Annotated in this window: 26 protein-coding genes; 14 read left to right on the top strand and 12 right to left on the bottom strand. The window is 67.8% G+C overall.

The features are described from left to right. Nucleotides 1-10: 10 nt before the first annotated feature. From METUNV1_RS04035 to ppx, 6 genes are read right to left on the bottom strand one after another with little or no spacing between them, the layout of a single operon-like run. Nucleotides 11-733 carry a GAF domain-containing protein gene (locus METUNV1_RS04035; RefSeq protein WP_008059100.1) on the bottom strand — a complete coding sequence of 241 codons (723 nt, stop codon included), beginning with the start codon at nucleotides 731-733 and terminating at the stop codon, nucleotides 11-13. Beyond that, nucleotides 730-1,320, bottom strand: coding sequence for an ABC-type transport auxiliary lipoprotein family protein (locus tag METUNV1_RS04030; RefSeq protein WP_043359055.1), 591 nt, complete (start codon nucleotides 1,318-1,320; stop codon nucleotides 730-732). The genes METUNV1_RS04035 and METUNV1_RS04030 overlap by 4 nt, the downstream gene beginning before the upstream one ends. Next, the gene (locus tag METUNV1_RS04025; RefSeq protein ID WP_008059098.1) at nucleotides 1,320-2,282 is read right to left on the bottom strand and encodes an MlaD family protein; all 963 of its coding nucleotides are present in this window, start codon (nucleotides 2,280-2,282) and stop codon (nucleotides 1,320-1,322) included. Before METUNV1_RS04025 ends, METUNV1_RS04030 begins: the two co-directional genes overlap by 1 nt. Nucleotides 2,283-2,284: 2 nt before the next feature. Beyond that, nucleotides 2,285-3,043, bottom strand: coding sequence for an ABC transporter ATP-binding protein (locus METUNV1_RS04020; RefSeq protein WP_008059097.1), 759 nt, complete (start codon nucleotides 3,041-3,043; stop codon nucleotides 2,285-2,287). After that, nucleotides 3,040-4,161, bottom strand: coding sequence for an MlaE family ABC transporter permease (locus METUNV1_RS04015; RefSeq protein WP_232416265.1), 1,122 nt, complete (start codon nucleotides 4,159-4,161; stop codon nucleotides 3,040-3,042). The genes METUNV1_RS04020 and METUNV1_RS04015 overlap by 4 nt, the downstream gene beginning before the upstream one ends. 8 nt (nucleotides 4,162-4,169) lie before the next feature. Continuing rightward, on the bottom strand, nucleotides 4,170-5,672 hold the full coding sequence (gene ppx / locus METUNV1_RS04010; RefSeq protein WP_008059095.1) for an exopolyphosphatase: 1,503 nt from the start codon (nucleotides 5,670-5,672) through the stop codon (nucleotides 4,170-4,172). A gap of 152 nt (nucleotides 5,673-5,824) precedes the next feature. Between ppx and ppk1 the strand changes: the two genes are divergently transcribed. Continuing rightward, the gene (ppk1, locus tag METUNV1_RS04005) at nucleotides 5,825-7,921 is read left to right on the top strand and encodes a polyphosphate kinase 1 (protein ID WP_008059093.1); all 2,097 of its coding nucleotides are present in this window, start codon (nucleotides 5,825-5,827) and stop codon (nucleotides 7,919-7,921) included. 96 nt (nucleotides 7,922-8,017) lie between these two features. Further along, entirely contained in the window at nucleotides 8,018-8,425 is a 408-nt protein-coding gene (locus METUNV1_RS04000; RefSeq protein ID WP_232416266.1) for a hypothetical protein, read from the top strand. A 96-nt stretch (nucleotides 8,426-8,521) separates the two neighbouring features. Here METUNV1_RS04000 and METUNV1_RS03995 read toward each other — a convergent pair whose 3' ends face one another. Continuing rightward, complete coding sequence (locus METUNV1_RS03995) at nucleotides 8,522-9,175, bottom strand: hypothetical protein (RefSeq protein WP_232416267.1); 654 nt, start codon at nucleotides 9,173-9,175, stop codon at nucleotides 8,522-8,524. 33 nt (nucleotides 9,176-9,208) lie between these two features. Here METUNV1_RS03995 and METUNV1_RS03990 point away from each other — a divergent pair, with 33 nt between their 5' ends. From METUNV1_RS03990 to METUNV1_RS03965, 6 genes are all read left to right on the top strand, one after another. Then, nucleotides 9,209-9,568 carry an arsenate reductase gene (locus tag METUNV1_RS03990; RefSeq protein ID WP_008059087.1) on the top strand — a complete coding sequence of 120 codons (360 nt, stop codon included), beginning with the start codon at nucleotides 9,209-9,211 and terminating at the stop codon, nucleotides 9,566-9,568. Beyond that, a complete protein-coding gene (gene hslO, locus METUNV1_RS03985; protein ID WP_008059085.1) occupies nucleotides 9,565-10,434 on the top strand; it encodes an Hsp33 family molecular chaperone HslO in 870 nt (289 codons plus the stop codon). The genes METUNV1_RS03990 and hslO overlap by 4 nt, the downstream gene beginning before the upstream one ends. Before the next feature lie 79 nt (nucleotides 10,435-10,513). Continuing rightward, on the top strand, nucleotides 10,514-11,314 hold the full coding sequence (gene minC / locus METUNV1_RS03980) for a septum site-determining protein MinC (RefSeq protein ID WP_008059080.1): 801 nt from the start codon (nucleotides 10,514-10,516) through the stop codon (nucleotides 11,312-11,314). A 20-nt stretch (nucleotides 11,315-11,334) separates the two neighbouring features. Then, complete coding sequence (gene minD, locus METUNV1_RS03975) at nucleotides 11,335-12,150, top strand: septum site-determining protein MinD (protein ID WP_008059079.1); 816 nt, start codon at nucleotides 11,335-11,337, stop codon at nucleotides 12,148-12,150. Between the two features lie 2 nt (nucleotides 12,151-12,152). Next, a complete protein-coding gene (gene minE, locus METUNV1_RS03970) occupies nucleotides 12,153-12,410 on the top strand; it encodes a cell division topological specificity factor MinE (RefSeq protein ID WP_008059077.1) in 258 nt (85 codons plus the stop codon). A 10-nt stretch (nucleotides 12,411-12,420) separates the two neighbouring features. Then, nucleotides 12,421-13,218, top strand: a complete 798-nt coding sequence (locus METUNV1_RS03965) for a fused MFS/spermidine synthase (RefSeq protein ID WP_008059075.1) — start codon at nucleotides 12,421-12,423, stop codon at nucleotides 13,216-13,218. A gap of 74 nt (nucleotides 13,219-13,292) precedes the next feature. Here the strand turns inward: METUNV1_RS03965 and METUNV1_RS03960 are convergent, their stop codons facing one another. The 4 genes from METUNV1_RS03960 to METUNV1_RS03945 form a co-directional block, all read right to left on the bottom strand. Further along, on the bottom strand, nucleotides 13,293-13,616 hold the full coding sequence (locus METUNV1_RS03960; RefSeq protein ID WP_008059066.1) for a c-type cytochrome: 324 nt from the start codon (nucleotides 13,614-13,616) through the stop codon (nucleotides 13,293-13,295). 12 nt (nucleotides 13,617-13,628) lie between these two features. Then, nucleotides 13,629-13,946 carry a c-type cytochrome gene (locus METUNV1_RS03955; protein ID WP_008059064.1) on the bottom strand — a complete coding sequence of 106 codons (318 nt, stop codon included), beginning with the start codon at nucleotides 13,944-13,946 and terminating at the stop codon, nucleotides 13,629-13,631. A gap of 120 nt (nucleotides 13,947-14,066) precedes the next feature. Continuing rightward, a complete protein-coding gene (gene acuI / locus METUNV1_RS03950; RefSeq protein WP_008059062.1) occupies nucleotides 14,067-15,056 on the bottom strand; it encodes an acrylyl-CoA reductase (NADPH) in 990 nt (329 codons plus the stop codon). 82 nt (nucleotides 15,057-15,138) lie between these two features. Continuing rightward, a complete protein-coding gene (locus tag METUNV1_RS03945) occupies nucleotides 15,139-15,828 on the bottom strand; it encodes an ABC transporter ATP-binding protein (RefSeq protein ID WP_008059060.1) in 690 nt (229 codons plus the stop codon). Between METUNV1_RS03945 and METUNV1_RS03940 the strand changes: the two genes are divergently transcribed. Further along, nucleotides 15,827-16,450, top strand: coding sequence for an arylesterase (locus METUNV1_RS03940; protein ID WP_043358973.1), 624 nt, complete (start codon nucleotides 15,827-15,829; stop codon nucleotides 16,448-16,450). The genes METUNV1_RS03945 and METUNV1_RS03940 overlap by 2 nt on opposite strands. Nucleotides 16,451-16,483: 33 nt before the next feature. Beyond that, nucleotides 16,484-17,563: a tRNA 2-selenouridine(34) synthase MnmH gene (mnmH, locus tag METUNV1_RS03935; protein ID WP_008059050.1), complete on the top strand. Its 1,080-nt coding sequence runs from the start codon at nucleotides 16,484-16,486 to the stop codon at nucleotides 17,561-17,563. 25 nt (nucleotides 17,564-17,588) lie between these two features. Here the strand turns inward: mnmH and METUNV1_RS03930 are convergent, their stop codons facing one another. Then, nucleotides 17,589-18,140 carry a class I SAM-dependent methyltransferase gene (locus METUNV1_RS03930; protein ID WP_408630410.1) on the bottom strand — a complete coding sequence of 184 codons (552 nt, stop codon included), beginning with the start codon at nucleotides 18,138-18,140 and terminating at the stop codon, nucleotides 17,589-17,591. Between the two features lie 69 nt (nucleotides 18,141-18,209). Here METUNV1_RS03930 and METUNV1_RS03925 point away from each other — a divergent pair, with 69 nt between their 5' ends. The 4 genes from METUNV1_RS03925 to METUNV1_RS03910 all read left to right on the top strand — a co-directional run bounded on the left by METUNV1_RS03925 (nucleotide 18,210) and on the right by METUNV1_RS03910 (nucleotide 25,123). Beyond that, nucleotides 18,210-19,916 carry a sensor histidine kinase gene (locus METUNV1_RS03925; RefSeq protein WP_008059049.1) on the top strand — a complete coding sequence of 569 codons (1,707 nt, stop codon included), beginning with the start codon at nucleotides 18,210-18,212 and terminating at the stop codon, nucleotides 19,914-19,916. Between the two features lie 169 nt (nucleotides 19,917-20,085). Continuing rightward, nucleotides 20,086-21,585: an autotransporter outer membrane beta-barrel domain-containing protein gene (locus tag METUNV1_RS03920; RefSeq protein WP_008059047.1), complete on the top strand. Its 1,500-nt coding sequence runs from the start codon at nucleotides 20,086-20,088 to the stop codon at nucleotides 21,583-21,585. Between the two features lie 269 nt (nucleotides 21,586-21,854). After that, complete coding sequence (locus tag METUNV1_RS03915; protein WP_008059045.1) at nucleotides 21,855-24,542, top strand: bifunctional acetate--CoA ligase family protein/GNAT family N-acetyltransferase; 2,688 nt, start codon at nucleotides 21,855-21,857, stop codon at nucleotides 24,540-24,542. Then, nucleotides 24,539-25,123, top strand: a complete 585-nt coding sequence (locus tag METUNV1_RS03910; protein ID WP_008059044.1) for a DNA-3-methyladenine glycosylase I — start codon at nucleotides 24,539-24,541, stop codon at nucleotides 25,121-25,123. The genes METUNV1_RS03915 and METUNV1_RS03910 overlap by 4 nt, the downstream gene beginning before the upstream one ends. The last annotated feature ends 58 nt before the right edge of the window (nucleotides 25,124-25,181 follow it).

Genomic DNA, 25,181 nt, shown 5'->3' with positions numbered 1-25,181 from the left:
GCGGACAGCGTCATGAGCGGCCCCGCTCCATGCGCTTTCCATGCTTGCGCAGGCTGGAAGACAGCTGATCGATGATTTCCCCCGCCGCGCCGACGATCTGGTCATTGCCAAAACCGGCTGCCCGCATTTCCCGGTAGAAGGACTTGGCCAGCATGCGCGCCACCTGCGCTGGCTGCGCCATGCCCTGGGCAAATGCGTCCGACGAGGCGGAACGCCCCTCTCCGGCCAGCGCCCGCTGGGCGAATTCCGACTTGAGCAGGAAGCCCAGTTCGGCGCTCTGCAACGACTTGCCAGCGAACAGCGCGAGGCATTCCAGCATCTGCTGTTCGATTTCGCTGAACGCCTGCGCGCCACGCGCGCGCCGTACATTGATCACGCCCAGCACACGGCCATCCAGCGGCAGCGGCATGCAGATGAAGCTGCCGCCCTCGCCGCGCGCGCTGCTCGCATGATGGGCCGCATCGGCATCGTCGACCCGGTGCGGTTCGCCGGTGGCGAACACCCGGCCAGCGATCGAGCCCCCGCTGCGTACCCGCGCGTTCAGAGCCTCCTCGTGCAGCTCGCCGCGCCAGGCGGCCACCGCCAGCACCGCCTGCTCGCCCTCGCCGTCGGCCAGCATGATGGTCACCCGCTCACAGGGCAGGCGCGCCCAGCACGCCTCGGCGGCGGCGTCCAGCGCCTGCTGCAGCAGGCCGCGATCATTAGCCGGTGCAGCCTTGGCTTCGTTCGTCATTGTTCGCACTCCTTGCTTCGTGCTGCGGTTCTGTCCAGCCAGTCGGCCAGCCGTCCGGCCAGTGCATCGGTGGCACGCGAGAAGGCGGCAACGCCGCCTGCCGCGTCAGGTCCGGCGCTTTCGGTCAGTGAAAAGCGCATGCGGTCTATCAGGTGACGGCCGCGCGCATCGATCAGCGTGGCGCGGCCGGCCAGCAGCACGTCGGCCTGCGACGGCGAGGAAAAGACCTGGATGAATTCGTCCACATCGATCACCAGACGGCAGCCGCGCGGACTGGGCGGTGTATCGAGCGCGCCACGCAGCGCCACCGCCAGCATGTCGGCCGGCGACGAGGCCCAGCGGCTTTCCGCATAGCTCAGGCGCTCGGTCGCGCTGCGATAGGCCAGCCGGTACTGGATGCCGGTGCCGTCCAGCCAGGTTGCGGCATGGGCTTCGATCGATTCCAGCGGCACGCCGACCGGGCGCGCCGTACGCGGACCGCCCAGATCGTGCTGCGCCGGACGGGTGCCCTTCTGCAGCATGCCGCCGCAGCCGCCCAGCGCGAACACGGCGATCAGCAGTAAAAGCCACGATCTCGCGGCGCTCATCATTTCCCTCCTCCTGCGCTGAAGCCCGCTTCACCGGGGCCAGGCACCGGCCGCTCGCGCCCGAGCAGCAGCATCTGCGGCGAAGATTCCAGTTCGCCCAGCACGCGACGCAGCTGACGCGAGTCGCGCGCCGCCTCTTCGATCAGCGCGTGCAGGCGGGGCAGCGTGTCGGCGTGCAGCCGGTCGCCCGACTGTTCGGCCAGCGCATCCAGCCGGCCGGACAGCTGGCGCATCGACGCCAGCAGTTCGCGCAGTTCCTTCGCCAACGGCGCGCCCTCGCCGGCAGTGGCCTCGATCTGGGTCAGTATCCGGCCGATGCGCGCGGTATTGTCCGGCGACAGCAGCGCCTGGGTGCGGCGCAGCGTTTCACGCAGTTCGCCGGTCACCGCCGGCATCTGCGCCAGCGTGGTGTCCAGACGGGCGGTGGCCGACTGCAGGCTGGCCAGCGTGCCGGCGATGCGGTCCAGATTGCCCTGGTCCAGCACCGCCTGCATCCGCAGCATGAGCTCACGGGCGACATCCATCGTTTCGCTGGCCTTGCCGCTGAGCGAACCGAACTGCGAGCCGCGCAGCGGAATGCGCCCCGCGCCGCCGGCCGGCAGCGGTGTCGGGTCGGAACCGTCGTCGGTCAGTTCGACCAGCGCCAGCCCGGTCACGCCCAGATAGCCCAGTTCGGCACGGGTGGCCGCGGTGACCGGATAGCGCGGCGGTATCGCGATGCGCACCAGGATTTCTCGCGGGTTGTCCGGATTGATCGAGATTTCCCTCACCTTGCCCACCCGCATGCCGCGGTAGCGGACCTGGGCCTGCGGGTTCAGGCCGCCGACATCTGCGGTGGTCGCCAGCAGGTATTCGGCATCCAGATCATCGCCGCTGGACAGATACCAGATCGACAGGCCGATGCCGACACCAAGCAGCATCAGAAACAGACCGGCGGCCAGTGCGTGGGCGCGGCTTTCCATGGTCAGTACGCGCTCCCTGCATGCCGGGCGGCGCCGAAGAAACTGCGGATGAAGGGATGATCCTGTTTCATGACATGGTCGAGTGTGCCTTCGGCCAGTATACGTCGGTCGCCCAGTACGGCGACCCGGGTCGCCAATGCCGACAGCGTATCGATGTCGTGCGTCACCAGCACGACCGACAGCCCCAGCTGATCGCGCAGCCGGCGGATGAGCGAAACAAAGGCGGCGGAGCGGTCCGGATCCAGGCCGGCGGTCGGCTCATCCAGCAGCAGCAATTCGGGTTCCAGCGCCAGCGCGCGCGCCAGCGCCACCCGCTTCACCATGCCGCCGGACAGTTCGGCCGGCATCAGCCAGGCATGGCGCGGCTCCAGCTCGACCATGGCCAGCTTGATCATGACCAGATCGTGGATGGTTTCGCGGTCCAGCCAGCGCAGTTCGCGCAGCGGAAAGGCGATGTTCTCGAGCACGTTGAGCGCGGAAAACAGCGCGCCCTGCTGGAACAGCATGCCGAAGCGCTGGCGCAGCACCCGGTCGGCCTGCAGGTCGCCGGAAAACAGCGGCTGTCCCAGCACCCGGATGTCGCCGCGCTGCGGCCGCATCAGGCCGATCACCTGACGCAGCAGCGTGGTCTTGCCGCTGCCGGAACCGCCGACCAGGGCCATCACCTCGCCGGCCGGAATCGACAGATCCAGTCCGTCGTGCACCAGATGGCTGCCGAAGCGGGTGACCAGACCGCGGATGTCGATCACCGGCGCGCTCATGTCGGCATGCCGATGTGACGGGTGGCGATGGCGAACACCGCGTCGACCAGGATGACGCAGGTGATGGCGCTCACCACCGAGCGGGTGGTGTTGGACGACAGGCTTTCGGTATTGGGCCGCACCGTGAGCCCGAAATGGCAGGCCACCAGCGCGATCACCAGACCGAAGGCCAGTCCCTTGCCGAAGCCGATGTAGAGGTTGGCGATCGGCACCACCCGCGGCAGCGTGTCGAGGAAGAAGCCGAAGCCGATGTCCAGCTGCACCGCTGCGGCCACCATGCCGCCGAACAGCGCCGACGCCGAGGTCCACAGCACCAGCAGCGGCATCGCCGCCACCAGTGCCGCCACCTTGGGCAACACCAGTCGCAGCGTGGCCGGCACGCCCATGGTGACCAGCGCGTCGATTTCCTCGGTCACCCGCATCACGCCCAGCTGGGCGGTCATGGCCGAGCCGGAGCGGCCGGCCACCAGCACCGCCACCAGCACCGGCCCCAGTTCGCGGATGATGCCGATGCCCAGAATGTTGATGATGAACACGTCGGCGCCGAAGGTCTTCAGCTGCAGCGCAGACAGGTAGGACAGCACGACGCCGATCAGGAAGCCGACCAGCGCGGTGATCGGCAGCGCGGTGACGCCGGTCTTGTACAGATTGGCCGACAGTTCGCGCAGCGGCGCGTCCTGCGGGAAGCGCAGCATGCGCACCGCGTCGAACAGGATCTGCCCGCTGAGCGCGATCATGCCCAGCAGCTGGGCCACCAGCGCGCCACCCAGACGGCCGAGCGCCACCAGCGCATCGCCCCGGCGCGGACGCATCCGCGGCGCCGGCCGGCACGGCCCCAGCACCGCTGCCACCCGCAGCATGTCCAGCGTATGCGGATCCGCCTCCAGCCGCTCCGGCAGGCGGTCACCCCAGGCGCGCCACAGCGTGGTGGCGCCGAGCGAATCGAGCCGGGTGACCTCGCGCAGATCCCAGTGCCCGGCGCGCGCCGCATCGGCGGATGCGAGCTGGCGCCTGAGCGTATCGAGCCGGCCGCGCAGGCCGGTCAGCGTCCATTCGCCGGAGAGCACCGCCACCGGCTGGGCCCCGGTCATTTCGAACGAAACGGTCGGGACACCCATGTCGCCGGTCAGAGTGCGGCTGCGCTCTTGGCGCGCTGGGCGCGCACCTTGACCTCGATGCCGATGGCACCCCACAGGCGCTGTTCGTCCTGCAGGCTGGCTGCGGTCAGCGGCGAGGAAGACAGCCAGTCGTTGCTGGCGGACACGACGAACCCCTGAGCGCTGCGCTCGATCCGCACCGGCAGTTCTGCATAGTCGTCGCGGCTGCGATGCAGCAGCACCGCCAGCCGCAGGCAGAGGATGAGTGTCCAGTCGCGGCGGTCGACCACGCTGGAATTCACCTTCTCGAGCTTGCCTCGGTGGGCAAGCACCACCCGCGCGAGGCGCGCCTGATCCATACGCGAGAAACCGGGCATGTCGGCATTGCCGAGGATGTAGGCGCTGTGCTTGTGATAGCCGGCGTGCGCCACCGAAATGCCCAGTTCGTGCAGCCGCGCCGCCCAGCTCAGCAGATGCAGGTCCGGGTGGTCGTCGGCGGCATGCGGTTCGAGCTGGCGATAGAGCTGCAGCGCAGCGGCATGCACCCGCTCCGCCTGGCGCTGATCCACCTGATAGCGCCGCACGAACTGCAGCACGGTGGCGTCACGCAGGTCCTTGTGGTGGTAACGGCCATGCAGGTCGTACAGCACGCCCAGCCGCAGCGCACCTTCGGAAAAGCTCATGCGCTCGAGCCGGAAGGCGTCGAAGATGGCCGACATGATGGCGAAGCCGCCGGCCAGCACCGGCAGCCGGTCCGGCTTCAGGCCGGCCACGCCAAGGCGGTTCACGTCGCCCACGCGCAGCAGCAGCGCGCGCAGCCTGTCCATGCCGTCGCGGGTGAGCGCGCCCTGCGCCCAGCCATTCAGTTCCATGATGTCGAGCAGCGCACGCGCGGTGCCGCTCGACCCCACCGCTTCATCCCAGCCGAGCGCGCGGTAATCGTGCTCGATCGCCTCGAGTTCGCGCCGCGCGGCCAGTTCGGCCTCGCGCAGCGACTTCTTGTCCATGCGGCCTTCGGGAAAGTAGCGCAGGCTGAACGCCACGCAGCCCATGTAGAGCGATTCAAGCGCCTGCGGTTCGAAACTGCGGCCGATGATGAACTCGGTCGAGCCACCGCCGATGTCCACCACCAGCTGCTGGTTCGACGGATTGGGCAGCGTGTGGGCGACACCGACGTAGATCAGCCGCGCTTCTTCGCGTCCAGCGATCACTTCGATCGGAAAGCCCAGCGCCGCCTCGGCCTGGGGCAGGAACTGCGGCGCGTTCTTGGCCACCCGCAACGTGTTGGTCGCCACCGCCCGCACCTGATCCGGCGCGAAACCGCGCAGCCGCTCGTTGAAGCGTGACAGCGCCTCGATGGCGCGCAGCTGGGAGGCGCCGTCGAGCAGCTTGCCGTGGCCCAGCCCGGCCGCCAGCCGCACGGTTTCCTTCACCCCGTCGAGCGGGTAGATCTGGTCATCGACCACCCGCGCCACCTGCAACCGGAAGCTGTTGGAGCCGAGGTCGACGGCGGCGAGAAGTTCGTAGCTCATGCGGCGATGCAAAAAAAGAGGTCAGTCGCGAGTTTATCAGCGCGCGGCCTGCGCACCGTCAAGCCGCTTCTCATCGGACGCTGTAATAATTCCGATGCATTCGTGTCACAAAATCCTGATCCAGATAACAACAGCCGAGACAGCCCTCCACCATGCCCGCCATCCTGCCGGTTCCGCGCTACGCACCCGACCACTTCATCAACCGCGAACTGTCGCTGATCGCCTTCAACCGCCGCGTGCTCGCACAGGCCGCGGACGAGCGCGTGCCGCTGCTGGAGCGGCTGAAGTTCCTGTGCATCGTGTCGAGCAATCTGGATGAGTTTTTCGAGGTGCGCATCGGTGGCCTGCGCGAGCACATCCGCCTGGGCGCGCGCGGCGTCACCTCCGACGGGCGTTCCGCGCAGGAAGCGCTGCGCCTGATCGCCGCCGAGGCGCACCAGCTGATCGCCGAACAGTACTCGCTGCTGAACGACGTCATCCTGCCGCTGCTGGAGAAGGAAGGCATCGTGTTCCTGCGTCGCGGCAACTGGACCGAGGCGCAGCACGAATGGGTGCGCGACTATTTCACGCGCGAGCTGATGCCGGTGCTCACGCCTATCGGTCTGGACCCGTCCCACCCCTTCCCGCGCGTGCTCAACAAGAGCCTGAACTTCGCGGTCGAACTGGAAGGCCGCGACGCCTTCGGCCGCAGTTCGCGTTTCGCCATCGTGCAGGCGCCGCGCGCGCTGCCGCGCGTGATCAAGCTGCCGAAGGAACTGACCGGGGTCGACCACGGCTTCATCTTCCTGTCCTCGGCCATGCACCAGAATGTCGGCGACCTGTTCGAAGGCATGAACGTGCTCGGCTGCTACCAGTTCCGGGTCACCCGCAACTCCGACCTCTTCCTCGACGAGGAAGAGGTGAAGAACCTGCGCCAGGCGCTGCAGGGCGAACTGCCGCAGCGCCACTACGGCGACGCGGTGCGGCTTGAAGTCGCCGACAACTGCTCGGAACAGATGGCCGACTTCCTGCTGCAGCAGTTCAGCCTGACCCGCGACGACCTTTACCGGGCGCCAGGCATCGTGAACCTGGTGCGACTGATGCAGGTGCCGGACTGGGTGGAACGTCCGGATCTGAAATACCCGCCCTTCGTGCCGCAGGTGCCGCGCACGATGGAAAAGCGCTATGACATCTTCGCGATGATCCGCAAGCAGGATCAGCTGCTGCACCATCCCTTCCAGTCCTTCAAGCCGGTGATCGACCTGGTGCAGCAGGCCGTGGACGATCCGGATGTGGTGGCGATCAAGATGACGGTCTACCGCACCGGTACCGACTCGGTGCTGATGGAGGCCCTGGTGCGCGCCGCGCAGAAGGGCAAGGAAGTGACCGTGGTGGTGGAGCTGATGGCCCGCTTCGACGAGGAAGCGAACATCAACTGGGCGTCCCGGCTGGAAGATGCCGGTGCACATGTCGTGTATGGCGTGTTCGGCTACAAGACGCACGCCAAGCTGCTGATGGTGGTGCGCCGCGAACAGGTGGACGGCGTGCAGCGCTTCCGCCGCTTCGTGCACCTGGGCACCGGCAACTATCACCCGCGTACCGCGCGCTTCTACACCGACTTCGGCCTCATGACCGCCAACGAGCAGATCGGCGAGGACGTGAACGAGGTATTCAAGCAGCTGACCGGCCTCGGTCACGCCGGCACCCTCACCCATCTGTGGCAGGCACCCTTCACGCTGCACAGCAGCGTCATCGCCGCCATCGGCCAGGAAGCCGAGAATGCGCGGGCCGGCCGCAAGGGTCGCATCATCGCCAAGATGAATTCGCTGGTCGAGGACGAAACGATCGAGGCTCTGTACGCCGCCAGCCAGGCCGGCGTGGACATCGATCTGATCGTGCGCGGCGTGTGCGCGCTGCGCCCGGGCGTGCCCGGCCTATCGGAGAACATCACGGTGCGTTCTGTGGTCGGCCGCTTCCTGGAACATTCGCGCATCTACCACTTCCACGCCGACGGCGAAGAAAAGCTCTATCTCGCCAGTGCGGACTGGATGGAACGCAACTTCTTCCGACGCATCGAGGTGGCGTTCCCGGTGCTGGATCCCAAGCTGAAGCGGCGGGTGATGAAGGAAGGGCTGCGTCCCTATCTGCTGGACAACAGCCAGTCCTGGGAAATGGAACCGGACGGCCGTTACCGCCGTCGCGTGTCGCGTGCGGCGCGCCACTGCGCGCAGGACACGCTGCTGGCGGAATACTCGCGTAACGGCCTGTAGCAACCGGACCGGGGCACGGCAGCCGCCTTCGTCTCAAGCGACGGCCGGGGCTGCCGTAAACCGGAACAGATCTCCGTTTCCGGAAGTGCCCGCAAGGTGAAAACGCTCCGCCCCCTGCTGCTGATGGCCTGCGCGCTGACGCTCGCAGCCTGCGACCGGCTGCCCATTCCCGACCCGAACAAGGCGGCCGCGCAGAAGGAACTCGACGCGAAAGCGATCGGCGGCGCCTGCCGCCACGCCGGCCGCGCGCTCGAGGACTGCTACAACCTGAATCCGAAGGCGTCGAAAGCCGCCATCTTCGCCGGCTGGCGCGAGATGAACGACTACATGACGCAGAACAAGATAGAGGTGGTGCTGCCCACCGTGCCCCCGCCTGCGGCCACGACCCGGAAAGTGAAAGGCCCGAGCGCCGCCGAACACGACACCGCGGCCGACGACACGCCGCCGAAGGAAACCCATGGCAGCGCACATGATGGACGGAATCCGGCGCTGACCGCCGGCTAGGCGTCAGGCGCTTCCGTACCACAGAGCTGAAACGAAAAGGCCCGGGAAACCGGGCCTTTCTGTTGCCGGGCGGCGCGCCGCCGCGACAGACTCATTTCAGCGGGTGCTGATCAGCTCGCTCAGATCGCGCCCATCCACACGCACGCGGGCAAGCGTCACGTCACCGCCGTCATTGCCGAGCGGCTCAATGCTGACGCGGCCGGAATCCAGCAACTGCTGCAGACGCTGCTTCGCCATGCCGGACGCACCGGGCACGTCGAGCGCTTCGAGGCCGGCTGCGCGCACACGCACGCCGTCGGCGTAGAAAGTCGAACCATCCACCGCGTAATGACGCTGCGCCGGCGGCTTGGGCGGACGGAAAGCGGGCACCGCGACCGCCAGCGGCGTAGCCGCTGCCGCAAGCTGTGCGCTCGGCGCAATGCGTTTCTTGGAAGCGATCTTGGTCGCCGGGCGGATCGCCGACTTGACCTGTTTGCCACTGGCCGCCGTCCGTACCGCAAGCACGTCGTCAGACTGGAACATCGAGAATCCGAATACCACCGTCAGGGCGCACAGGCCCCAGCGTCGAAACATCATGCAGGTCTCTCCCACTGTTGGCGCGCTGGACCGAATCCAGAAAAACCGTTCAACATCCAGCGCCAGTTTGTTGTTTCGGATGAATTTTTGAAATCTTAACCATTGCAGCACGATGACGCCAGCCCCGGGAAGGCCGGCGTCGCCCGACACGGTCTGCTGCGGCGCGACGTACAATGCGCGCTCTCCGCTTTTCGACCTCCCGGTTTCATGCTCCGCATCTACGGCATCAAGCGCTGCGACACGATGGCGCGCGCACAGGCTTGGCTGGCCGACCACCAGATCGCTTTCGAACTGCACGACTACAAGAAAGACGGCGTGCCGGCCGACCGGCTGGCCGACTGGATGCGCCGGGCCGGCTGGCAGGCGCTGGTGAATACCCGCGGCACCACCTTCCGCAAGCTGCCGCCCGAACAGACCGCCGATCTGGACGACGCGCGCGCGCTGGCCCTGCTGACCGCGAATCCGTCCGCCATCCGCCGCCCGCTGATCGATCTGGGCAGCGAGCTGCTGGTCGGTTTCGACGAACAACGCTGGTCCGGGGTGCGCTGGCCCGAGGTGTCCCGATGAGCGACGACTGCATGCAGCGCTTCTTGTTCGAAGGTCTGGACATCCGCGGCGTACGGGTTCGGCTGACCGGGGCCTGGCAGTCGATGCTGCGCGGCCGCGGCTACGGACCGGTGGTGGCACGCCTGCTGGGCGAAGTCACCGTGGTGACGCTGATGGTCGGCGGCCAGCTCAAGCAGCCGGGCCGTCTCACCGCCCAGGTACGCGGCAATGGTGCGCTCAGCCTGCTGGTGGTCGATTGCGACCAGCAGCTGCGGCTGCGCGGCATGGCCACCGCTCCATCCGATCTGGCCGAAGCGCCGCTGCCCGAGCTGATCGGCGACGGCCATCTGGTGATCACGCTGCTGCCGGACACCGCGGCCACGCCCTACCAGAGCGTGGTGCCGCTGGAAGGCGCCACCGTGGCCGAAGTGTTCGAGCACTTCCTGGAACAGTCGGAACAGCAGCCGACCGCGCTGTGGCTCGCCGCCGACGGCGACACCGCCAGCGGCCTGTTCCTGCAGAAGCTGCCGGGCGCCGATGCACGCGACGCCGACGGCTGGGCCCGTGTCTGCCAGCTGGCCGGCACGGTGACCCCGGACGAACTGAAGCGGCTGGACACCGAAACCCTGCTTACCCGTCTGTTCCACGAAGAGATGCAGGCCGGCGGCGTGCGCGTGTTCGATCCGGTCGAGCCCCGCCACCACTGCCCGCGCGACGAGGACAAGGTGCGCCGGCTGGTCGTTTCGCTCGGCCGTGCCGAGGTGGAATCCATCCTGGCCGAGAAGGGCGAGCTGCATATCCACGACGACATGTGCAATCACGACTACCGTTTCCGTCCGGAAGACATCGCCCGGCTGTTCGGCGATCCGCCCGGCTCGGTGCATTGAACGACCTGACCTTGCAGCACCTCGTGTTGCCCGACGCCCGGGCACTGAGTAGACTTTTGCCATTTCCTGCGGACTTCCCATGGCGCGCAAGCCCGATACCTCGGCCATAGAACTCAAAAGCGCCACGCTCGAAGCGATGCGTGCGCTGCTGCGCAGCGCCGATACTGCCGAACTGACCGCGGCGCTGGACGCCCGCCTGGGCGGCATGCCCGGCTTCTTCTCCGGCGAACCGGTGGTGATCGACTGCGGCGAACTGCCGGCCGGCAGCGCGCCCGACCTAGCCGCGTTGCGTGACGCGCTCGGCCGGCACGCGCTGACCGCGGTCGCGGTGCAGACCGCCGACGAAACGACCGCCGACAACGCCCGCCTGCTCGGCCTGGCGGTACTCGCCGCAGACAGCCCGGCGCCGCGTCCGCTGCCGGCGGAGCCGGCCCCGGCGCCGGTCGTCGAGCCGGAACCGGTGGTCGCGGCCGCGCCGCCGCCGACGCCCGAGCCGGTGCGCGAAGCAGCCCCGCCCCCGCTGCCGTCGGCCCGCCGCACAGAAATCATCGACAAGCCGCTGCGCTCCGGCCAGCGTGTCTATGCCCGCGGCGACCTGGTGGTGCTGGCCATGGTGAGCGCCGGCGCCGAAGTGATCGCCGACGGCCACATCCACATCTACGCGCCGCTGCGCGGCCGCGCGCTGGCCGGCGCCACCGGCGACGCCGAAGCGCGCATCTTCACCACCTGCTTCGAGGCGGAACTGGTGTCCATCGCCGGCGTGTACAAGACCTTCGAACATTCGGCCAGCAGCGAACTGCTGCGCCGCCCGGCGCAGGTGCGCCTGGAAGAGCATGCGGACAAACAGGTACTGACCGTCGCCGCCCTGGCGACCACCTGAAACACAAGAGGGAGAACAGAGTGACCCGTATCGTAGTCGTCACATCCGGCAAGGGCGGCGTGGGCAAGACCACGACCAGCGCCGCGTTTTCGTCCGGCCTCGCACTGCGCGGCAAGAAGACCGCGGTGATCGATTTCGACGTCGGCCTGCGCAATCTCGACCTCATCATGGGCTGCGAACGCCGCGTGGTGTATGACTTCGTGAACGTCATCCACGGCGAAGCCAACCTGACCCAGGCGCTGATCAAGGACAAGCACTGCGACAACCTGTTCGTGCTGCCGGCCTCGCAGACCCGCGACAAGGACGCACTGACCGAAGAGGGCGTCGAGAAGGTGCTGAAGGACATGGCCGACATGGGCTTCGACTACATCGTGTGCGACTCGCCGGCCGGCATCGAGCACGGCGCGGTGATGGCGCTCACCTTCGCCGACGAAGCGGTCATCGTGACCAACCCGGAAGTCAGTTCGGTGCGCGACTCCGACCGCATCCTGGGCATCCTGCAGTCGAAGTCGCGCCGCGCCCGCGAAGGTCGCGAGGCGGTGAAGGAACATCTGGTGGTCACCCGCTACTCGCCCAAGCGCGCGGCGGAAGGCGAAATGCTGAGCCACGGCGACGTGCAGGAAATCCTGCGCATTCCGGTGCTGGGTGTGATTCCGGAATCGGAAATCGTGCTGCAGGCCTCGAACCAGGGCACGCCGGCCATCCACATGGAAGGCAGCGACGTGGCCCAGGCCTACGAGGACGTGGTCGCACGCTTCCTCGGCGAGGAGCGCCCGCTGCGCTTCGTCGATTACGAAAAGCCCGGCCTGCTGAAGCGCCTGTTCGGAGGGAAGTGAGCATGTCGCTGCTTTCCCTGATCTTCGGCCAGAAGCAGAAGACCGCCTCGATCGCGAAGGAACGGCTTCAGCTCATCATCGCGCGCGAACGCGGATCCAGCTCGGCGCCGGACTTCCTGCCGGCGCTGCAGCAGGAACTGGTCGCGGTCATTTCCAAGTACGTGCGCGTGAACCCGGAAGACATCAAGGTCCAGCTCGAGAAGCAGGACAACTATGAGGTGCTGGAAGTGAACATCGTGCTGCCCGAGCAGCGTCCCTGAGCGACAGCCGGTGGGACTGGATGCGCTGTTCGGCGCTGGCCGGGTGAAGACGCCGCGCAACTCGATCGACGTTTCCGAAGCGGCCGGCGTCCGCTACCTGCACTTCGGGTCGGAATGGGTGCAGGGCGCGATGCGGGTCGCCCGCCCGTTCGCGCTCGAACTGGAATACACCCGCGAAATGATGCTGCCGCTGCTGCTGGCGCCGGACGAGGGCTGGCCGCCGCGCGTGCTGGCCATCGGCCTGGGCGCCGGTTCGGTGGTGAAATTCCTGCACCGCTACTGCCCGCAGTCCAGCATCACCGTGGTGGAGATCGATCCGCGCATGCCGGCCATGGCAGCGCTGCACTTCCGGCTGCCACGCGAGGATGAAAGGCTTGAAATCGTGATCGGCGACGGCGCGCAGTTCGTGGCCGAAAGCGACCGGAAATGGGATCTCATCCTGGTTGACGGCTATGACCACCGGGCCCGGGCCAATGCGCTCGACACCGCCGACTTCCACCGCGCCTGCCGCGCCCGGCTCGCCTTCGAGGGCCGGGTCTGCCTGAACCTGTTCGGGCGCAGCCGGGGCTTCCGCGCCAGCGCCCAGCGCATCCTGGAGGCACACGACGGTCATGCGCTGGTGCTGCCGTCGCTGGACGAGGGCAACGCCATCTGCATCACCGGCACCGAACTGGGCACCCGTCTCGACCTGGGCACGCTGCGGGCGCGCGCCCAGCAGCTGCGCAGCCAGACTACGCTGAACCTGCTGCCGACGCTGAGCCGGCTGGAACAGGCCGGCTACTGCCCGGGCGGCGTGCTGACCATCTGAGGCAGCAAGGTTTCGCGGCTCCGGAAAAGAAAAAAGCCGGCAATGCCGGCTTTTTCATGAGACGTGCAGGACGCTCAGCGACGGGTGACCAGCGGACCGGCCTGCGACGCGAAGTAGGCGGCCAGGTCGGCCATGTCCTGATCGCTCAGGGCGCCGACCTGGGCACCCATGATGGCGTTCTTGCGGGTGCCCTTCTTGTAGGCGTGCAGCGCCTGCAGCAGGTAGTCCTCGTGCTGACCACCGATGCGCGGGAAGGACGGCGCCGGGCTGTTGCCATCCGCACCGTGACAGGCGGCGCAGGCAGCCGACTTTTCCTTGCCCTTGGCGGCATCGCCGGCGTGGGCGGCGGACATGCCCACCAGAGCGGCGAGCGCGGCGAAAGCGATCTTCTTCATCATGCCCTGCGTTCCTTATTTCTGAGCGCCGTAGTAGGCGGCGAGGTCGGCCATGTCCTGCTCGGTCAGGCTGGCGGCGATGCCGGTCATCGTCGGATGCTTGCGATCACCGTTCTTGTAGGCCTGCAGCGCAGCCTTGATGTACTCGGGGTACTGGCCGCCGATGCGGGGCACCTTGTAGGTCTTCGGGAACGCGGTCTGGTAGCCCGGAATGCCGTGACAGCCGACGCACATCGAAATCTTGTCCTTGGCGGCGTCGGCATTGCCGTCGGCAGCAAAGGCGAGCGGGCTGAGGCAGACGGCTGCGACAGCAAGAAGGGTCCTGGCGCTCATCGAGTCTCTCTTCTTATGGGTTGATGTGATTTCATGCAAAAACGCGGCGCAGTTTAGCCAAGTCCTTGATGAGCGTCAAAATTAGTGCGCCGCAACAGTGCTTGTCGCGGCGCCCTGCCGTCAGACCGCCGCGGTATCGACCACCAGACGGCCACGCACCCGTCCTTCGAGGAAGCGGGGCGCAACGCCGATCACGTCCTTCAGCGCGACCACTTCGGTCATGCCGTCGAGCAGCGCCATCGGCATGTCCTGCACCAGCCGGCGCCAGGCTTCCTCGCGCGGGCCGCGCGCCACGGTCACGCTGTTCACACCGTAGAGGGTGACACCGCGCAGGATGAAGGGCGCGACCGTGGCCGGAAAATCCATGCCCTGGGCCAGACCGCAGGCGGCCACGGCGCCGTTCTCGCGGGTGGCGGCGCAGGCGTTGACCAGCGTGTGCGAGCCGACGCTGTCCACCACACCTGCCCAGCGCTCCTTGGCCAGCGGCCGGCCGGGAGCCGACAGCGTGGCGCGGTCGATCACCGATTCGGCCCCCAGCGACTTCAGGTAATCCGTTTCTTCCAGACGGCCGGTGCTGGCCACCACGCGGTAGCCAAGCCTGGCCAGCAGGGCCACCGCCACCGAGCCTACGCCGCCGCTGGCGCCGGTTACCAGCACCTCGCCGTCACCCGGCTGCAGGCCGTGCTTTTCCAGCGCCATCACGCACAGCATGGCGGTAAAACCGGCGGTACCGACCGCCATCGCGCGCTTCGCGTCCAGCCCGGCCGGCAGGCCGACCAGCCAGTCGCCCTTCACCCGCGCCTTCTGCGCCAGTCCGCCCCAGTGGCCCTCGCCGACGCCGAAACCGGTCAGCACCACCTCGTCGCCGGCCTTCCAGCGCGGGTCACTGCTCTGTTCCACGGTGCCGGCGAAGTCGATGCCCGGAATCATCGGCCACTTGCGCACGATGGGGCTCTTGCCGGTGATGGCCAGCGCGTCCTTGTAGTTGAGGCTGGACCAGCGCACCGCCACCTGCACCTCGCCCTCGGGCAGTGCCGCTTCATCGATGTCCTTCAGCGTCGCCAGTGTGGCGCCGCCCTCGCCCTGCTCCAGCAGTATGGCCTTGAACATGGCTGCATTCCTCCGTGTGTTGTGTATGACTCCTGCCGTGACGATCCGGCGGCGGCAAGCATACTGCATCGCCCGGCCCGCTTCAGTCGGTCTGCCGCCCGGCCGCGAGACGGATGCGCCGGCCGCAGCGCGCCGCCAGCGCCTCGTCGTGAGTGACCAGTACCAGGGTAGTGCCCTGTTCGGCGTTCATTTCGAACATCAGATCGATGATGGACGCACCGGTCGCCGCGTCCAGATTGCCGGTCGGCTCATCGGCCAGCAGCAGCCGGGGCTGCGGCGCGAAGGCGCGTGCCAGCGCGACCCGCTGCTGTTCGCCGCCTGACAGCTGGCGCGGGTAGTGGGTGAGCCGGCTGCCCAGCCCCACCCGCTCGAGCAGCGCCACAGACCGTTCGCGCACGCCGCTCGATTCGGCCAGTTCCAGCGGCAGCATCACGTTTTCAAGCGCGGTCAGCGCCGGCAGCAGCTGGAAGGACTGGAACACGAACCCCACCTTGTCACCGCGCAGCTGGGCTCTTTCGTCCTCGTCCAGCGCGAAGATGTCCTGGCCGTCGATGCGAACCGATCCGCTGCTCGGCAGGTCAAGACCGGCTAGAAGGCCGAGCAGCGTCGATTTGCCCGAACCGCTGGCACCGACGATGGCCAGCGCCTCGCCGGCGGCGACCGTGAAGGCGATATCCTGAAGGATGGTGAGCGGCGCATTGCCGCTGCTGACCTGCTTGCCCAGCTGCTCGACCTCGAGCAGCGGGCGATTGTCCGGAGTGTCTGTAGGCATGAAGAAGCTGCTGTTCTCGCTCTGTATGGTGATGTTCGCGGTACTGCCTGCGCAGGCGCAGACCGTGCTGGTGATCGGCGACAGCCTGTCTGCCGGCTACGGCCTGCGTCAGCAGGAGGCGTGGCCTGTACTGCTGGGCGAAAGGCTGAAACAGTCCGGTTACAGCCATGTCGTCGTCAATGCCAGCACCAGCGGCGACACCACCGCCAACGGATTGTCGCGCATAGACGCCGCGCTCGCGGCAAACAGGCCGGCGGTGGTCATCCTTGCGCTGGGCGCCAACGACGGCCTACGCGGCCTGTCGGTGAACACGCTGCGCGACAACCTGAACGCGATGGTCCGCAAATCGCAGGCGGCCGGCGCCCGGGTGCTGATCGCCGGCATGCAGCTGCCGCCGAACTACGGCCCGGACTACACGCAAAAGTTCGCCGCCACCTTCAACGATGTGTCTAAATCGACCGGATCGGCACTGCTGCCCTTCCTGCTCGACGGCTTCGCCACCGACCCGAAAAGCTTCCAGGCCGACGGGATCCATCCGGTGGCTGCGGCCCAGCCGCGCATCGTGGACAATATATGGGCCGTGCTGCGCCCACTGCTGGGCAAGCCGCTCGCCCGGCGCTGACGCGCCGGCCCACGCCACAGGACCCTGCCGCCCATGAATGCTCCTTCCGGCCACCGCAAGCCGGCCGGCCTCGCCAGCGTCGAACACCTGTACGACTTCGACGACATCATCGACACCCGTTCGCCGGCCGAATTCGCGCTCGACCACGTGCCCGGCGCCATCAACTGCCCGGCGCTGGACGATGCGCAGCGGGCCGAGATCGGCACCCTGTACAAGCAGGTGTCGCCCTTCGTCGCCCGGCGCCGCGGTGCGGCGCTGGTGGCCATCAACATCGGCCGTCACCTGCTGGAGCGCTTCCAGGACAAGGGGCCGGACTGGCGCCCGCTGATCTACTGCTGGCGCGGCGGCAAGCGCAGCGGCGCCTTCGTCACCGTGTTCCGCCAGATCGGCTGGGACGCGCACCAGCTCGAAGGTGGCTATAAGGCCTACCGGCGCGAGGCGCTGGCCCGGCTGGCCACCCTGCCCGCCCGCTTAGACTTCCGCGTGCTCAGCGGCCCGACCGGCAGCGCCAAGAGCCGGGTGCTGGAGGCGCTCGCCGCGAGCGGCGAACAGGTGCTGGATCTGGAGGCGCTGGCCGCCCACAAGGGCTCGGTGCTGGGCCGCCAGCCTGGCTTGGAACAGCCGCCGCAGAAGCTGTTCGAGTCGCGGCTGCTGCATGCGCTGGAGCGGCTGGACCCGCAGCGGCCGGTCTACGCCGAGGCGGAAAGCCGGCGCATCGGCCTGATCACCGTGCCCGAACCGCTGATCGAACGACTGCGCGCCGCCGCCTGCATCCGCATAGACGCCTCGCCGGAGGCGCGCACCGAATTCCTGCTGCGCGACTACGACTACATGACGCGCGACGCCGACGGACTGATCGAGCGGCTGGAACGGCTGATCGAACTGCGCGGCCGCGAAACGGTGGGCGCCTGGTGCGCGCTCGCCCGTGAAGGCCGGTGGCCGGCCCTGGTGAGCGCACTGCTGGCACAGCATTACGATCCACTGTACCGCCGTTCGCAGAACGGCAACTACCAGGGCCACCGGGATGCGCCGACGGTGACGGCCGACACGCTGGACGACGCCGGCATCGCGCGGCTGGCGCAGCGCATCGCCGCGCTCGAACGCACCACCTGAACGCGTCAGCCGGCCGCGAACCCGGTCAGGGCAGGACCGGCAGCGTGTCGCCGCGCAGCGCACAGATGCGCTGGATCATGGCCGGCGCCGGGCGTGCGATCTCGCCCTGTTCGAACGCCAGTACGCTGCCCCAGCCGCGCGCCCAGTCCAGCAGTTCGTGCGGACGCAGCAGGAAATCCGGGTTCGAAGGCTTGCCGAAGCGCTCATTGCCCAGCATGAAGGTTTCGTAGATCAGCACGCCGCCCTGGCGCAGCAGCGCCGCCAACCGGTCCAGCCGCGGACGGAACAGATAGCGGGTCACCACCACCGCGTCGAACTGCGCCTCGCCCCAGGGCCAGTCGCCCGCCTCCAGATCGGCGCACAGCGTGCGCACGCCCGGCACCGCAGCCAGTTCCGCCAGCGCCGTCGCGTCGCGGTCCGCCGCGAGCACGTCCAGCCCGCGGCCGGCCAGCCAGCGGGCGTGCCGCCCGCCGCCGCAGGCCAGATCGAGCACCGTTGCTCCGGCCGGCAGCGACGCGCCGAAGCGCACCACCCAGTCCGACGGGTCCTGCATCGAAAAATGAGGATGAGATGCCATCTGCCACCCCTTATTCGGGTTTCCGTGAAGTCGGGGCGCATTATGATCCGCGGCATACCAAGGACAACAATGTTCCGCACTCCGGATCTCACGGCACTTTCTCAGGGTGCCCGGACTTTCTTCCTGTGGCGGGCGCTGCCGCTCGCCGCGCTGGCCGGCGCGCTGGCCGCCACCGAATCGCTGCCGGTCGGGCTGGCGGTGCTGGCGGCCGGGCTCGGCATCGGTGCGCTGGCGCTGCGCGAGCAGAACCGGCTCGCGCGCGAAGCCGCGCAATATCATCTCGACGCCGAACGCCTGCGCGACTACACCGATCTGGTCACCGACTGGCACTGGGAAACCGATGCCGCGCTGAAACTTCACTACTCGCGCGCCGAAGGGCATCTGGCCACCGCCCTGAGCCAGCGCGCGGTCCAGGGCCGCCGGCTGTGGGAAATCGAAGGCCTGGCGCCAGCGCACGGCGACTGGGAAGAGGCTCACCGCCAGTTCCAGAGCGGGCAGTCGCTGCAGCTGCATCTGGTGCTGCAGCGACCGGACGGCACCTCCCGCCACATCGAACTGCTGGGCCGGCCGATACGCCCCGCTGGCGGCCGTTTTGCCGGCTACCGCGGCACCGGTCGTGACGAAACCGCCTTCGTGCAGTCCACCCGGGCGCTGCGCGAACTGGAAACCCGGCATCGCGAAATGGTGAATCACCTGCGCGAAGTCATCTTCCGCATCGACGCGCACGGCCGCATCACGTATCTGAACCGCGCCTGGGAAACGCTGACCGGACAGCCGGTGAATCAGGCCATCGGCCAGCGGGTGCTGCGCTGGCTGAGCAAGGACGAGGCGCGCTACCTGCTCGCGCGGATGGAACCGATGCTGGACGGCCGGCGCAGCGCGATGCAGATCGAGGTGCGCACCGGCACCGGCAGCGCGTCCGCCCGCTGGCTGGAAATCGCGATCGGCGCCCGCTTCGACGCACAGGGCCGGCTGGAAAGCCTGTCCGGCAGCATCGAGGACATCACCGCGCGCAAGCAGGCGGAAGCCACGCTTTACGACATGAACGCCGAACTCGAACGCCGGGTGAAGCGGCGCACCGCCGAGCTGGAGGCGTCCAACCGCGAGCTGGAAGCCTTCTCGTACTCGGTGTCACACGACCTGCGCAACCCGCTGCGCGCGATCGACGGCTTCTCGCAGATCATCATGGAAGACTACGGCGACCGGCTGGACGCCACCGCCCACAGCCATCTGGGCCGCATCCGCGCCGCTTCGCAGAAGCTGTCGACGCTGATCGACGACCTGCTGGAACTGGGCCGGCTCACCCGGGCGCCGATCAGCCGCGCCGAGGTCGATCTGTCGGCGATGGCGCGCGCCATCATGCGCGAACTGCAGGCGGAATCGCCTGAGCGCAACGGCCGGCTGGCCATCGGCACCCACCTGATGGCGCGGGTGGACCCGATGCTGGCGCGCGTACTGCTCGAACACCTGCTGCGCAACGCCTGGACCTTCACCGCCGGCCGTGACATGGCGGAAATCGAATTCGACGCCCGGCTGCGCAACCGCGAGGTGGTGTTCCATCTGCGCGACAACGGTGTCGGCTTCGACATGGACCACGCGGCGCAGCTGTTCAAGCCCTTCAACCGGCTGCACGACCAGTCGGACCGCTCGGGCACCGGCATCGGTCTGGCCACGGTGGCCCGCATCGTCGCGCGCCACGGCGGGCGCATCTGGGCCGAAGGTTCGCCGGGCAAGGGTGCCTGCTTCTACTTCACGCTGCCCGACCCCAGTCACTGAACGCTCACCGGGAGCCGATCCCCTTCAAGTCAGAGCCGGTACAGCCGATATGCACCAGGGATTACACAAAACCGGGCTCGCGGGCCATACTCCGCGCCCCGAGCCGTCCCATTCAAGGTCTGCCGCGCGGGCCCCGAACACACAAACACAACTCGCCTAGGGAAACACCATGTCTTTCTGCCCCGCCCACAAGCCTCTCGCCGCAGCCACGCTGTTCGCCGTCGGCATCCTGTCCGGCGCGCTGCAACCGGTCCATGCGGCCAGTTTCGTCGCGAATGGCGTCACCATATCGTCGGACGAAGCGGGCTTTGCCCAGGCGTCGGCCAACACCTTCCATTTCCCGTCCACGGCCAACGGTCTGACCACCTTCACCTTCGCCGACGGTCGTGGCTTCACGCTCGAGAACAGCGAGTCGGGTTTTGGGGCGTCCGCCACGCGCAATATCGCCGGCGTTCCGACAACGGGCGGTATCAACACCATCGCGGGTTTCGGAGGGGCTTCGACCATCACGGTGAAGGATGCGCGTACCGGCGCGACCCTCTTTTCCAACGACTACTTCATTCTGAACGGCGGCAATCCGTGGTTCGCACCGGCGCTGAACTTCAGCTACGCCGGCGGCACGCTGACGGTCAATGCCATCGGTGACGTTCAGCGGATCAATGCCGACGGCACGGTGACCTACGTCGGCGCAGCCGATACGCCCTTCCTGATCGGCAACTTCCTGCTGTTCGCCGCCGGCCCGTCGGTGGCCGACACCCAGCTGTCGCTGCGACAGTCGGCGCAGAAGGTGCGCAGCGTGTTCAACGTCGCCGCCATCGCGTCGAACTTCGCCAACATGAACACCTACGACTGCGCCCTGTTCGACGCACGCGGCGTCTGCGTGTCGGTCGGTGGCCGCTACACCTCGGCCAACAGCCCGGATACCGCCACCTCCAACGCGGTGCTGGTGCTGGGCTACAAGGTCAGCCCGCAGCTGCGCATCGGCGCCTTCGTCGACGAAAGCTTCAACCGCAATACGCCGACCGGCATCGATCTGGACAACCGCGTGCCGCTGATGGGTCTGTTCGGCGTGTGGAACCAGAACGCCGACGGCCTCGGCTGGCAGGTCAAGCTGGCCAATGCCTATCAGTCCAAGGATGTGGACATCACCCGCGCCGTGATCGGCACCTCGGAAGCCGGCCAGGGCTCGACCAAGCTCACCAGCGAAAGCTATGTGACCGAACTGAGCTATGCCTTCAACCAGGGCAACAACACGCTGCTGCGCCCCTACGTCGCTGCGCGCTACACGCTGATCGAACAGGACGGCTATACCGAACGCGGTGTGAGCACCCCGCTGACCGTGGCCGGACTGAAGGACCGCTCGACCAGCATCCTGGCCGGCATCAAGGCGCAGCACCGGCTCACGCCCAAGCTCACGCTGACCGGCAGCCTGGGCGTGGAACAGGATGTCGAGCACAAGGTGAGCCGCTTTGCGGCAACCGGCCTGGCCGGCCTGACCTCGGAAAGCTTCAACAGCGACATCAAGCGGACCCGTCCGGTGGCATCGGCCGGTGCCTTCTACGATGTGGCCAAGGGCCAGCGCGTGGCGCTGGACGTGTATTACCAGGAGCTGCCGTTCGAACGCACCGGCTCCGCCACCGCCTACGCGCACTACACGATAGGCTTCTGAGCCGCGCGGGCGCCCTGCCCGCACTGGCGGCGTGGCGCCGCATCCGGGATACTTCGCAGCCGGATGCGGCGCGCCGCGTCGGTGTCGTGCCACCGGACAGCGCGGACTGCACGCCGCGAGTCGGGCTGCAATATGTGGTTTTCCACAGGCGCAGCCTATGTTGCAATGCAATATACTGTTGTCGAACGTGCGCGGGCCTCCGCCCGCGAAGACGCGGACAGCGCCCCTCCTTTGCCGCTGCCGGTCTTCCTAGCCACGGGAGTTACACGATGCAGTACGAGCACTACCTCAAAGCCATGTTCGAGCCGCAGTCGGTCGCCATCGTCGGCGCCAGCGAGCGGCCGGATTCGATTGGTGCGGTCCTTGTCCGCAACATGCTGGACGCCCAGTTCAAGGGCGAGCTGCACGCGATCAACCCGAAGCACAAGGCGGTGTTCGGCGTGCCCTGCGTGGCCCGCCTGGAAGACCTGCGCAAGCGGCCCGACCTGGTCGTGATCTGTACCCCGGCCCGCACCGTGCCGGGCCTGATCGACGAGTGCGGGCGTGCCGGCATCAAGGCCGCCATCGTGATCAGCGCCGGTTTCGCCGAAACCGGCCCGGCCGGCGCCGAACTGCTGCGCCGCACCCGTACCGCGGCCAAGCGCGGCGGCGTGCGCATCATCGGCCCCAACTGTCTGGGCCTGATGCGGCCTTCGCTCGGCCTCAACGTCACCTTCGCGCGCTCCAGCGGCAAGGCCGGCAGCATCGGCCTGATCTCCCAGTCGGGCGCGGTCTGTACCGCGCTGCTGGACTGGGCGCAGTCGAATGGCGTCGGCTTCTCGTCCGTGGTATCGCTGGGCGCGTCGGTCGATCTCGATTTCGGCGAAATCCTCGACTACATGATCGCGGATCCGAAAACCGAGAGCATCTTCATGTACATCGAGGGCATCCGCGACGCGCGCCGCTTCATGAGCGCGGTGCGTGCGGCGGCCCGGGTGAAGCCGGTGCTGGCGATCAAGGTGGGCCGCCACCCGGCCGGCACCAGGGCGGTGGCGTCGCACACCGGCGCCATGGTGGGCGAGGACGACGTGTTCGACGCCGCGCTGCGACGCGCCGGCGTGGTGCGTCTGGCCACGCTGGGCCAGATGTTCTCGGCCGCCAACGCGCTGTTCACCGGCTTCAAGCCGGCCGGCAAGCGGCTGGCGGTGGTGACCAATGGCGGCGGTCCGGCCGTGATGGCCGCAGACCGCGCGGCCGACCTCGGCATCCCGCTCGCGCAGCTGGCACCGGAAACACTGGAAGTGCTGAGCCGCACGCTGCCGCCGAACTGGTCGCACGCCAATCCGGTCGATCTGATCGGCGACGCCGACGACGCCCGTTACCGCGCCGCGCTGGAAGCGGTGCTGGCCGACCCGAACGTGGATGGCGTGCTCACACTGCTCACGCCGCAGGCCATGACCAAGCCGACTGCGGTCGCCGAAGCGGTGATCGAAGTCGCGAAAACGGCCGGCAAGCCGCTGATGACCAGCTGGATGGGCTGCGAACAGGTGCGCGCCGCCCGCGCGCTGTTCGAGGCGGCGCACATCCCGACCTTCCGCTCGCCGGAGCCGGCGGTCGAACTGTTCCATCACATTTCGTCCTACTACCGCAACCAGCAGCTGCTGCGCCACGCGCCGGCCTCGCTGGCGCAGGACCTCGATCCGCCGTCGGTGGAATCGGCCCGGCTGGTGATCGAAACCGCGCTGTCGGAACGGCGCACCGTGCTGACCGAAATGGAATCGAAGGCGCTGCTGGCCGCCTTCCGCATCCCGATCGCGCAGACCGTGGTGGCGCGCAGCGCGACCGAAGCCATGGTGTATGCGGAAGAAATGGGCCTGCCGGTGGCGATGAAGATCGATTCGCCGGACATCACCCACAAGAGCGACGTCGGCGGCGTGCGCCTGCATGTCGACAACCTGCGTTCGGTGCGCGACTGCTGGCAGGAACTGATGGCCGAAGTCGGCCGCCGCAAGCCGGAAGCGCGGCTGCGCGGCGTGTCGATCGAGCCCATGGTGAACAAGCGCAATGCGCGCGAACTGTTCGTCGGCGTGGTGCATGACGAGGTGTTCGGCCCGGTCATCAGCTTCGGCCACGGCGGTACCCGGGTCGAGGTGCTGCGCGACCGCGCGGTCACGCTGCCGCCGATCAACGTCGAACTGGCGCGCGACGCGATCCAGCGCACCCGGGTTTCGCAGATGCTGGGCGAGTACCGCGGCATGCCGGCGATCGACATGGAAGCGCTGGAGCGGGTGCTCATCCGCGTGTCGGAAATGGTGTGCGAACTGCCGTGGATACGGGAGATGGACATCAATCCGCTGCTGGTCGACGAAAGCGGCTGCGTGGCGGTGGATGCCCGCATCATCCTGGCCGACGTGCAGCCGACCGCGACGCCGTATTCGCACATGGCCATCCACCCCTACCCGGCGCGGCTGGAACATGTGGTCACGCTGCCCAACGGCACCCGCACCATCATCCGGCCGATCCGGCCGGAAGACTCGGACCGCGAAGCGCGCTTCGTGCGCGAGCTGTCGGCCGAAACCCGCTACCTGCGCTTCATGAGCACGATCAAGGAACTGCCGCCGCAGCTGCTGGCGCGCCTGACCCAGATCGACTATGACCGCGAAATGGCGCTGGTGGCGGTGGGCGAGGAAGATGACGAACAGCTGGGCGTCTGTCGCTACGTGGTGAACCCGGACGGCGAAAGCTGCGAGTTCGCCATCGTGATCGCCGACGCATGGCAGCGTCAGGGCCTGGCCCGCATCATGATGAACCTGCTGATCGAGGCGGCGCGCGAGCGCGGCCTGCGGGTGATGGAAGGCGTGTTCCTCGCCAACAACGAACGCATGCTGCGCTTCGTGCAGAGCCTGGGCTTCCACATCAACCGCGACCCGGAGGACAGTTCGCTGGTCAATGGCGAACTGCTGCTGCGCGCGTCATGAACGTCGGGCCCGCACGCTGCGCGTGGTGCGGGCAGGACCCGCTCTACGTCCATTACCACGACAGCGAGTGGGGCGTGCCGGTGCGCGACGAGCGCGAGCTGTTCGAACGCCTCATCCTTGAGGGCGCACAGGCCGGCCTGGCGTGGATCACCATACTGCGCAAGCGCGACGGCTACCGGCGCGCTTTCGACGGCTTCGACGCCGAACGCATCGCGCACTACGGCGAAGCGGAGCGCGCGCGGCTGATGGCGGACGCCGGCATCGTGCGCAACCGGCTCAAGATCGACGCCACGATAGGCAATGCCCGCGCGCTGCTGACCATGCACGAACGCGGCGAATCGCTGGCCGATCTGCTGTGGGACGCGGTCGACGGCCAGCCCATGGTCAATCACTGGCGGCGCATGGCCGAATGCCCGGGCAGCACCCCGCTGTCCGACGCGCTGTCGAAGGAACTGGCCCGCAAGGGCTTCCGCTTCGTCGGCAGCACCATCGTCTATGCCTGGATGCAGTCGGTCGGCCTGGTGAATGACCATCTGGTGGACTGTTTCCGTCACCGCGAACTGATCCGTCCGCTGGACTGAACCCTCGCGCGCGGTCGCGCTCTGAGTCGCCAGGCAAGCCCTGCCCGCCCGCGCTCCG

The organism is Methyloversatilis universalis FAM5, from assembly GCF_000214035.2.
GTDB lineage: Bacteria > Pseudomonadota > Gammaproteobacteria > Burkholderiales > Rhodocyclaceae > Methyloversatilis > Methyloversatilis universalis.
The sequence above is the reverse complement of the archived record's forward strand: the minus strand, read 5'-3'. Positions and strand labels throughout refer to the sequence as shown.